This window comes from Roseovarius dicentrarchi, from assembly GCF_003316635.1.
Classification (GTDB): Bacteria; Pseudomonadota; Alphaproteobacteria; order Rhodobacterales; family Rhodobacteraceae; genus Roseovarius; species Roseovarius dicentrarchi.
In genome coordinates this window covers 81,617-90,108 of sequence record NZ_QNQP01000014.1, presented here as the reverse complement: position 1 = coordinate 90,108, position 8,492 = coordinate 81,617, and the positions used below count along the sequence as shown (strand labels likewise).

Below are 8,492 nucleotides of genomic sequence, written 5' to 3'. Positions count from 1 at the left end.
ACACTTTCCATCAATATCACCTGCTCATTCCTCCGCGCTATTCGGCGCGGATGCTAACGTCGCAGGTGGGTCAATTTTACTCGCTCATAACCCACCCAAGTGGGTCAATTTTGCATGCCGATTCACAAGGCTGCGCGCCGCTCGCTGAAAAAGCACGAGGCGCGGTTGCTGACCAAGTAAGGGCGGCTGATGTTGCTTTGAAAAGAGCGCGATGAAAATGAACTATCCCGGCGCCTGCGCCGGGATTGTTTCGTATCAGGGATCAGTCAATCGCGTTGCGCGCGCCAGGTGGCCCAATCTTCGGGGGTATCCAGATCGGTAACAGCGCGGTATCCCGGCAGCGTGACCGGGACAAACCGCTCTTGCCGCAGCAGCGTCTGCGCGCCTGTGTCACCTGTCAGCCGGGTCAGGGCCGCGAAGAATTTCATCGGAAAAACCGTCGGATGCCCCGGCGCCCCGTTTACGGCAACCGCGCGCAGGATGCGGCCGGGATGGGCGGCGTGGGCGGCGATCATGGCCCGGATATCGGCAGTCTCGATATCGGGCAGATCCGGCAGCAGGACCAGCAGCGCGGTGATGTCCGGCGCCAGCGCCGCGACGCCCGCCCGGATTGACGCCGACAGCCCAAGATCCGGGTCATCGACGCCCACCTGCCGTACCGCCAGCCCCGCCAGCGCCGCGCTGCGCGCAGGTCTGTCGTGGCGCGTGGTGACATAGACAGGCGCGCCGGTGGCGCGCGCGCGCGCCGCCTGCCGTGCCAGCAGCGGCGCGCCGTCTACCAGCTCCAGCAGTTTGTCGCGCCCGCCCATCCGCCGTGATGCGCCGGCGGCAGGCAGCAGGATGGCCAGCATGGCTTAGCTTTCCAATGTGCGCGCAAGGGCGCAAAACTGCTCCAGCCCGATGGTTTCGGCGCGGTCTGTCGGCTGGATGCCGGACGCAATCAGCCGGTCCTCGATATCGGGGGCCAGCCCCTTGAGCGCCGCGCGCAGCATCTTGCGCCGCTGGTTGAAGGCCATTGCAACGGTCCGCTCCAGCAGTTTCGGCTGCGCGGGATAGCGCGGCTGGGGCAGGGCGGTGAGATGAACAACCGCGCTGGAGACTTTGGGCGGCGGCGAAAATGCCTCGGGTGGCAGATGCATGACGATGCGGGCATCGGTGCGCCATTGCGCCAGCAATGCAAGGCGCCCGTAGGCCTTGGAGCCGGGGGTGGCGACGATCCGCTCGGCCACTTCGCGCTGAAACATCAGGGTCAGCGATTGCCAGTAGGGTGGCCAGCTATCGGGCGTCAGCCAGCGCACCAGCAGTTCGGTGCCGACATTATAGGGCAGGTTCGCGGCCACGCGGATCGGCGGCGTCAGATGCTGGAGCGGATCCGTTTTCAGCGCGTCACCTTCGATGATCGTCAGCCTGCCGGGGTAGGCGGCAGCGATTTCCTCCAGCGCGGGAATGCAGCGGGGATCTTTTTCAATCGCCAGCACGTGCCGCGCGCCTTCGGCCAGCAGGCCCCGCGTCAGACCGCCGGGACCGGGGCCGATTTCCAACACGTCGCAGCCGGTAAGATCACCCGCCTGCCGCGCGATTTTCGCGGTCAGGTTCAGATCCAGCAGGAAATTCTGGCCCAGCGCCTTGCGCGCGCTCAGCTCATGCGCGGCGATCACCGCGCGCAGGGGGGGCAGGGTGTCGATGCTCATCCGCTGCGCGCCGCCGCCATGCGCGCGGCCATTTTCAGCGCGTCGATCAGCGATGTGGGGTTGGCCATGCCGCGCCCGGCGATGTCAAGCGCGGTGCCATGGTCGGGCGAGGTGCGCACGATGGGCAGGCCCAGCGTGACGTTGACGCCGCGGTCAAAATCCAGCGTCTTGATCGGGATCAGCGCCTGATCGTGGTACATGCAAATCGCCGCATCATAGCCCGCGCGCGCGGCGGCGTGAAACATGGTATCGGCCGATAGCGGGCCGATCAGGTTCAGCCCCTCGGCGCGCAAGGCGTCCAGAACCGGGGCAATCAGGTCCAGCTCCTCGCGGCCGATTTTGCCGCCTTCGCCGGCATGGGGGTTCAGCCCGGCAATGGCAATGCGCGGTGCGGCGATGCCGAAATCACGGATCAGGCCCGCATGGGTGATGCGGATGGTATCGCCCAGCAGATCGGGGGTCAGCGCCTGCGCAACATCGCGCAGGGGCAGGTGAATGGTGGCCGGCACCACGCGCAACTGGTCGCTGGCCAGCATCATCACCACGCGGGGCGTGCCGGTCAGCGCCGCCAGATATTCGGTATGGCCGGGATGGGCAAAACCCGCGCCATCCGATAGCGCCTTTTTGTGAATGGGCGCGGTACACAGCGCGCCTGCCGCGCCTGACAGCGCCAGATCGACGCCGCGCGCGATGGCATCAATCACGCCCTGGGCATGGGCGGGATTGGGGGTGCCGGGGGTCAGTGCGCCGGGCATGGCATGCGCCAGAACCGGCAGGCCAGTGGCGCCAATGGCCTGATCCGGCCGGTCGATCAACGTCACCGGGCAGCCGCCGGGCAGGTGCGCCGGATCACCGATCCAGAAGAACGGCAGGGACGCGCCCAGCGCCCCCCACGCCTTTTGCGCCAGTTCGGGGCCGATGCCCGAAGGTTCCCCGCAGCTGAGCGCGATGGGGGGCATGGAGCCGGGCATCAGTATTCGATAATCCGCGCCTCGGACCTCAACTGCTCAAGGTAGCCGCTGGCGAAGGATTCCAGCCGGCGGCTGGCGATCTGCTGCGACAGTTGCGCGGTTTCATCGGGCGCGTCGCCGTCCGCACCGGCACCGGGCGCCTCGGCCACAGATTGGCTGCGCCCGCACATCATCAGCAGGACCAGCGTTTGCCCGTTTGCGCGCGTGACGTCATACGACACCTCGCCCGGATCAAGGCGCGACAGCGAAATGGCGATGTCATCGGGGATCTCGGCAGGGGATTTCGTGCCGCGTTCCAGTACCGATGGCGGCTGCCCCTTGGCGACGGCATAAAGATCGTCGCAGGTGTCTGTGATCGCATCGACCTGCGCAGCGCGGGCCAGCGCATCGGGGCTGCGCCCGCCGGGAATGTAGTAGGCGGCGTATTCGATCGCCGAATAGACCGGATCGGGCGTCTGGGTTTCCTGAATGTCGCGCATCTGGAACAGCGCAACCGCACCGTCCAGCGGCAGCGGGTCCGTCACCTCGCCGGGGGCAAGGCCCAGAACCAGCGGGCGCAGAACGGGGGGCAGTTTCGTGATCGGCTGCCAAGGCAGGCGCCCGCCGGCATCGCGCGTCTGGGTGGCGGAGAATTGCTGCGCCTGCGCTGAAAACGCGCCGGTTGACGTGATTTCGGAAATCTGGCGCGCCTTGGCCAGCACTTGCGCCTCGTTCTGGGGCGTGAAGGGGATGATGATTTCGGACAGCAGCACCCGCACCCCGGCGGCGCCGGAGGTGGCCGCGCGGGCACGCTCCAGATCCTCTTCGCTGACGGACACGCGCGGGCCGAACCGGGTCTGCGTGACTTCGCGCCAGATCAGGCCGGCGCGCACGAATTCGCGGAACGTTTCCTCGGCAACGCCGCCGCGCGCCAGAAGGGCGACCATCTGTTCAACGCTCAGGTTGCCCTGGGATGCGAACTGTTCCATCCCGGCGCGGATCATGGTCTCGTCAACGGTGACGCCGTTGGCGATGGCAGCCTCGGCTTTCAGCCGGTCCTCGATCAACTGTTCGCGCGCCAGCTTGATCGGATCGGCAGGGGCGCGCAGCAGTTTCAGCAGCGTCGCGCGCTGCTCCAGCTCGTAGCGGGTGACGGCGGCGCCGTTTACCTTGACCACCGGATCGAACAGGCCCTGCGCCGCGGCCATTTGCGGCAGCGCGGCAGGCGCCACGGCCAAGGGCAGCATCAGGGCCAGAAGGGCGCCCCGGAGGGTGGTTTTGAGAGGGGTCGATGAGGTCATTTTTTGCATTCCCGAACGTAACTTTTGTCCACGGCGCGCGCGCTGAAGCCACGCAGGCCAACGGTGAGAGAGATATCCGTCGACGGCTCGAGGATAGTGGAAGACGTGAAGCGGCGCGAGGCCGAAAGAGAGACTTCGACACATTCATTTGTATAGGTCACGCCCAGGCCGGCCCGGACGCTGCGATCACTTGCCGCGTTGTACCGCCATTCGGCGTCGCCTGTCCAATGCCGCGAAATGCGGTAGGATCCGTCCAGCGCCCATTCGGACGCCGTGCTGAACCGTTCCTCCTGTGCATCGGAGGGCAGCCAGATATAGGTTGCGCCCAGGTCCAGTACCGCGTTGCGCCAACTTGCGCGCGCCTCGGCCTTGGTAGGGTCGAACGCACCGTCCAGCAGGCCGCGCGCGGTCAGTGTCAGGCCGTTCTGCGTCGCGATCTGCCCCGCGATCAGCAGATCGGAGGTGGTGCCGCGCAGCCCGGAGGAGGGCGAAAAACTCTGCGCGCCGGTTGCCTCGCGCTGTGTGCGGTCGCGGGTGATCTGCCCGACGGCCAGCGTGCTGCGCAGGCCGCCGGGCGCAAAGCGCGTCCAGCTGAGGCCATAGGACGCACTGATGCCGCGCTCGCGCCGGTCGGCGGCGGCAAAGCGTGACAGCGACAGCAGGTTGCCTTCGTCGAATTCGGTGCGTGTGCTTTCGTCATTGACGATGTTGCGCGTCTTGCCGCCAACCCAGGCCAGCTGCATCATCGGCTCGATCAGGTGGGTGGCGCCGCGCGACGTGGTCTTGGCCAGTGGATAGCGCAGCGTCAGCGCCGCATTCGGCGTCGCGGCACTGAGCAAACTGCGCGAGGTGGTCCCGGCATCGTTTACGCGGATATGATCCACCGCAACACCTGCCTGCGTCGTGGCGCGCAGGCCGCCCAGCACCGTCCAGGTGCGGCGCCAGTCGGCGCTGGTCATGAGGCGCGTCACGTCGCGCCCGTCGGAAAAGCGGTCGGCGTCCGTCGGGTCGGTATCGGTAAGCTCCGACGACCAGCGGTAATGGCTGTGCGCCTCGGCGGCAAGGCGCAGCTCCCCGCCGATCCGGGTGGGAAAGTACCGTTTTTCATAGTCGAAATTGGCAACGCTGGTGGGCATGACCGCGCTGTCCTCGCCGGGGCGCAGGCTGTGATAATAGGTCAGCGCGGCGCGGCGCCACTCATCGCGGCGCACCCGCTCGACCGAAATTTCGCTGTCCAGACGGTCCTTGTCGCTATAGCCGTAATCGACGAGATAAGCATCGTCCTTGACCGCTTCGATATGAAAGCGCAGCACATATTCGTCGCGCAAGGCAAATACGCCGCGTCCAAAGATATAAGCGCGGTCGTCGCGGCGCACCAGATCATCGCGGCTGAACGCGCCCTCGAATTCGATCCCGCCCGAGGCAAAGGCCTGCCGGTAGCGAAATTCCAGCGTGCGCGTCTTGTCAGTGTAATAGGGCGTCAGCGTCAGGTCCTTGTCGTCCCCGATACGGATGAAATAAGGCACCTTGATGCCCGTGCCCAGCAGGCTGGAATTATAAAACGACGGTGTCAGAAACCCGCTGGCCCGCGTGACGGTGGGGTCCGGCAGACGCAGGCGTGGAAAATAGGCGACCGGAACGGTGCCAATGCGAAACTGCGCGCCGTCCAGATACAGCTGCTGCGTTTCGGCATCGTGAATGACGCGGCGGGCGCGGATCTGCCACAGCGGCGTGCCGCCATCCGTGCAGACCTGGCAGGAGGTCACCGCCGCCTTGTAGAGCTGCGAATACCTCCCCTCGGTGCGGTTGATCTGATTTGCGGCCAGTTGCAGCTGATCGTCCATCACGATGCGCGCGCCGGTCAGTATGCCGTTCTGCATATCCCGGTCCAGCTGCCCCGCATCGGCCAGAATGGTGGTGTAATTGCCATCAAACAGCGTGATCGGCCCCTCGATGCCCAGCCTGTCGGCGGCCTTGTCATAGGTGATGCGCCGCGCCTTCAGGCGCTGGCCGTCATACACCGCCTCGACATTGCCGGTGGCGATCAGCGTGCCGCCACCCTCGATCAGTACCTCGTCGGCGATCAGCAGCGCGCCGCGGTCCTGCGCCAGCAGGGGCGCGGGCAGCAGGCACAGCAGGATCGCGAGCAGGCGTAACAGGCGGGTCATCCGTCCTCCATATGCAGCAAAATGCCAATGGCAAGCATCAATGACGCAGCAGGTGGCGCCCACGCGGCCAGGATAACCGGAATTTGTCCATTTTCGCCCAGTACTTGCGCGAAATTGCGCACATAATGCAGCGAAAAGCCCAGCATGAGCGCGATCAGCACCGAAATGCCCGTATTCGTCGTGCGCGCGTGCCGCATGGTCAGCGCGCCCGCGACCAGCACCAGCGCCATCAGAAAGATCGGGCGCGCCAGCTCCATCTGGAACCAGACGGCATAGCGGCGGGCCGAAAATCCGGCCTGCTCCAGCTGGGCGATGAATGCGGGCAGGTCCCAGATGGCGATGTATTCCGGCTTGCCAAAGCTGTCGATGATGCCGTCGCGCGTCAGCGCCGACGGCACGCTGAGCTGCGCCATGCGCTGTGCTGTCGCCTCGGGATTTGCGCCGCCGGACAGATCCCACAGCTTGACCCCCTCCAGCAGCCATTCGCCGGTGCCCAGCGTCGCGCGCTGTGCGGCGAGCCTGCGCACCGGCTCGCCATCGGGTGCAAAGGCGATGAAGGTGGCATTGTTCAGGGTGCTGACATCCGCGCTGGCGCTGGTGGCGTGAATCACCGTCTGGCCCATGGCGCTGCCCTGCCGCAGCCACAGCCCCTCGGAGGACAGGGCCATGATGCTGGTGCCGCCGCCCTCGTAGCTGGCGACCAGATTATTGTACTGTTTCGAGGAGGCGGCGACCACCGGGTTCAGCACCGTGATCGACACCAGCCCGATCAACGCGGCCATGGTCAGCGGCGCCAGCATGCCGCGAAAGCCCGACAGACCCGAAGCGCGCACAACCACCATCTCGGAGGTGCGCGCCAGCCGGACAAACACCGCGACCGAGGCAAGGATCATCACCAGCGGCAATATCTCGTAATTGGCGTGGGGCAGGTTCAGCAGCACCACCTGCGCCACCTCCCAGACGTGCAGTTCGGGAAAATCCTGAAGCTCGTCCACCATGTCGATCAGGCCCAGGATCACCACGAAAATGGCGGTGATGCCCAGATAGGTCCACAGGAATTTGCGGGCGAAGTAATAGTAAAGTGTCACGTCGCCGCCCTCGTGCGCCTGCGCAGGCGCCGTATCAGCCCCGGATGGGCCGCCGCATGCAGCATCAGCGCCGACAGGGTCAGCCCCGCCGCGCTGGGCAGATACATCAGCGGCCACAGCATCGGCGCGGCCAGAACCGGCCCGGCAACAGCGGCCTCGATCAGTTTGACACCGATCAGCAAAAAGAATGCGGTGATGATCTGCCGCCAGACGCCGAACCGGCTAAATCCGCCCTGGAGCAGCGTCGCAAACCCCACCAGCGCCGCCACAAGGCACAGGATCGCCTGTGCAAACCGGTTGTGCAGCGCGGTGACAGCCACGCCCAGCGTGACATTCGTCCGCTCGGCCACCGCGCCCGGATCGCGGATCAGATCCAGCGTGGAGGCAAAGGCGATCCGGTCAAGGTTCAGCGCGTTCTTTGCCACCAATCGGCTGATATCGTATGAAAAGTCATCGAAATGCGTGGTAAACAGCCGCTGGCCGTCAGCCGATATGTTCTGCGCCAGCCCGGCGACCATCACCAGCTTGGTCCCGCCGCCACCCTGCACGAGATACGCCTGCGATGATGTATAGGTGGTCGGTGCCCCGGCGCGGCGGCGGTCGGACAGGAATACATTGCGCAGCTCGCCATTGGGCGTGATTTCGCGGATGTAGAACGTCACGCCAGAGGCGGGGTGCAGAAATTCGCCCTCGGTCAGCAGCTTGGCGGTGATATTGCCCGACACTTCGGCGCGGCGCGTCTCCAGCTGTTTCAGGCTGAGCGGGATAAGCAGATGCAGCAGCAGCGACATCATCAGCGCCACGATTGCCCCGTAATAGACCACCGGCCGCGCCAGCCGCCAGGGCGAGAACCCGGTTGCCTGCATCACCACCAGCTCGCTTTCGGTGCTGAGCCGGTTGGTCACGTAAACCGCCCCGGCAAAGGCCGCGATGGGCAGCACGATACCGATGACGCCGGGCAGGGTCAGCGCGGTGAATTCAATGAAGATCCAGGCCGATTGGCCGTCGCTGATCAGGCGGTCGAACATGCGCACCGCCTTGTTGATCCAGAAGATCGACACTAGCACCAACGCGAAGAATCCGAACAGCACCATGAATTGCGACAGCATATATCTGTCGAATCTGGCCAATTCACTCCCCCCCGAGACACAATATCTGGTGGCAAGCTAAACCAAATATGCAGGCAGTAAAACTGCTAATCCCGGCCCCGGCGGCGGGGTGCCATTGCACTTGGGGTGAAAATGCGCAGAGTCCGCCGCAGAGACGACATTCACCGCATGACCCCCATAGGAGC

General features: G+C 65.3%; 8 protein-coding genes. 1 reads left to right on the top strand and 7 read right to left on the bottom strand.

Annotation, left to right across the window (positions count from 1 at the left end; translation table 11 throughout):
- Positions 1-215, top strand: a 215-nt coding sequence (locus tag DQ230_RS17255) for a hypothetical protein (protein WP_203228056.1), incomplete at its 5' end; no start/stop codon positions are given.
- Positions 216-266: 51 nt separating this feature from the next.
- On the opposite strand, the gene DQ230_RS11455 is transcribed toward DQ230_RS17255, so the two are convergent.
- From DQ230_RS11455 to lptF, 7 genes are read right to left on the bottom strand one after another with little or no spacing between them, the layout of a single operon-like run.
- The gene (locus tag DQ230_RS11455) at positions 267-851 is read right to left on the bottom strand and encodes a nucleotidyltransferase family protein (RefSeq protein ID WP_113912757.1); all 585 of its coding nucleotides are present in this window, start codon (positions 849-851) and stop codon (positions 267-269) included.
- 3 nt (positions 852-854) lie between these two features.
- A complete protein-coding gene (rsmA, locus tag DQ230_RS11450; protein ID WP_113912756.1) occupies positions 855-1,691 on the bottom strand; it encodes a 16S rRNA (adenine(1518)-N(6)/adenine(1519)-N(6))-dimethyltransferase RsmA in 837 nt (278 codons plus the stop codon).
- A complete protein-coding gene (pdxA, locus tag DQ230_RS11445; protein WP_238987502.1) occupies positions 1,688-2,650 on the bottom strand; it encodes a 4-hydroxythreonine-4-phosphate dehydrogenase PdxA in 963 nt (320 codons plus the stop codon). The genes rsmA and pdxA overlap by 4 nt, the downstream gene beginning before the upstream one ends.
- Before the next feature lie 11 nt (positions 2,651-2,661).
- Positions 2,662-3,942: a peptidylprolyl isomerase gene (locus DQ230_RS11440; RefSeq protein WP_113912754.1), complete on the bottom strand. Its 1,281-nt coding sequence runs from the start codon at positions 3,940-3,942 to the stop codon at positions 2,662-2,664.
- The gene (locus DQ230_RS11435) at positions 3,939-6,110 is read right to left on the bottom strand and encodes an LPS-assembly protein LptD (RefSeq protein WP_113912753.1); all 2,172 of its coding nucleotides are present in this window, start codon (positions 6,108-6,110) and stop codon (positions 3,939-3,941) included. The genes DQ230_RS11440 and DQ230_RS11435 overlap by 4 nt, the downstream gene beginning before the upstream one ends.
- Positions 6,107-7,198, bottom strand: a complete 1,092-nt coding sequence (gene lptG / locus DQ230_RS11430; RefSeq protein ID WP_113912752.1) for an LPS export ABC transporter permease LptG — start codon at positions 7,196-7,198, stop codon at positions 6,107-6,109. Before lptG ends, DQ230_RS11435 begins: the two co-directional genes overlap by 4 nt.
- Positions 7,195-8,307 carry an LPS export ABC transporter permease LptF gene (gene lptF, locus DQ230_RS11425; RefSeq protein ID WP_113912751.1) on the bottom strand — a complete coding sequence of 371 codons (1,113 nt, stop codon included), beginning with the start codon at positions 8,305-8,307 and terminating at the stop codon, positions 7,195-7,197. Before lptF ends, lptG begins: the two co-directional genes overlap by 4 nt.
- Positions 8,308-8,492 lie beyond the last annotated feature (185 nt).

What these genes read in the sequence shown, in the direction of transcription:
- DQ230_RS11455 (WP_113912757.1), bottom strand. Translation starts at nt 851, where the DNA reads ATGCTGGCCATCCTGCTGCCTGCCGCCGGCGCATCACGGCGGATGGGC.
- rsmA (WP_113912756.1), bottom strand. Translation starts at nt 1,691, where the DNA reads ATGAGCATCGACACCCTGCCCCCCCTGCGCGCGGTGATCGCCGCGCAT.
- pdxA (WP_238987502.1), bottom strand. Translation starts at nt 2,650, where the DNA reads ATGCCCCCCATCGCGCTCAGCTGCGGGGAACCTTCGGGCATCGGCCCC.
- DQ230_RS11440 (WP_113912754.1), bottom strand. Translation starts at nt 3,942, where the DNA reads ATGACCTCATCGACCCCTCTCAAAACCACCCTCCGGGGCGCCCTTCTG.
- DQ230_RS11435 (WP_113912753.1), bottom strand. Translation starts at nt 6,110, where the DNA reads ATGACCCGCCTGTTACGCCTGCTCGCGATCCTGCTGTGCCTGCTGCCC.
- lptF (WP_113912751.1), bottom strand. Translation starts at nt 8,307, where the DNA reads ATGCTGTCGCAATTCATGGTGCTGTTCGGATTCTTCGCGTTGGTGCTA.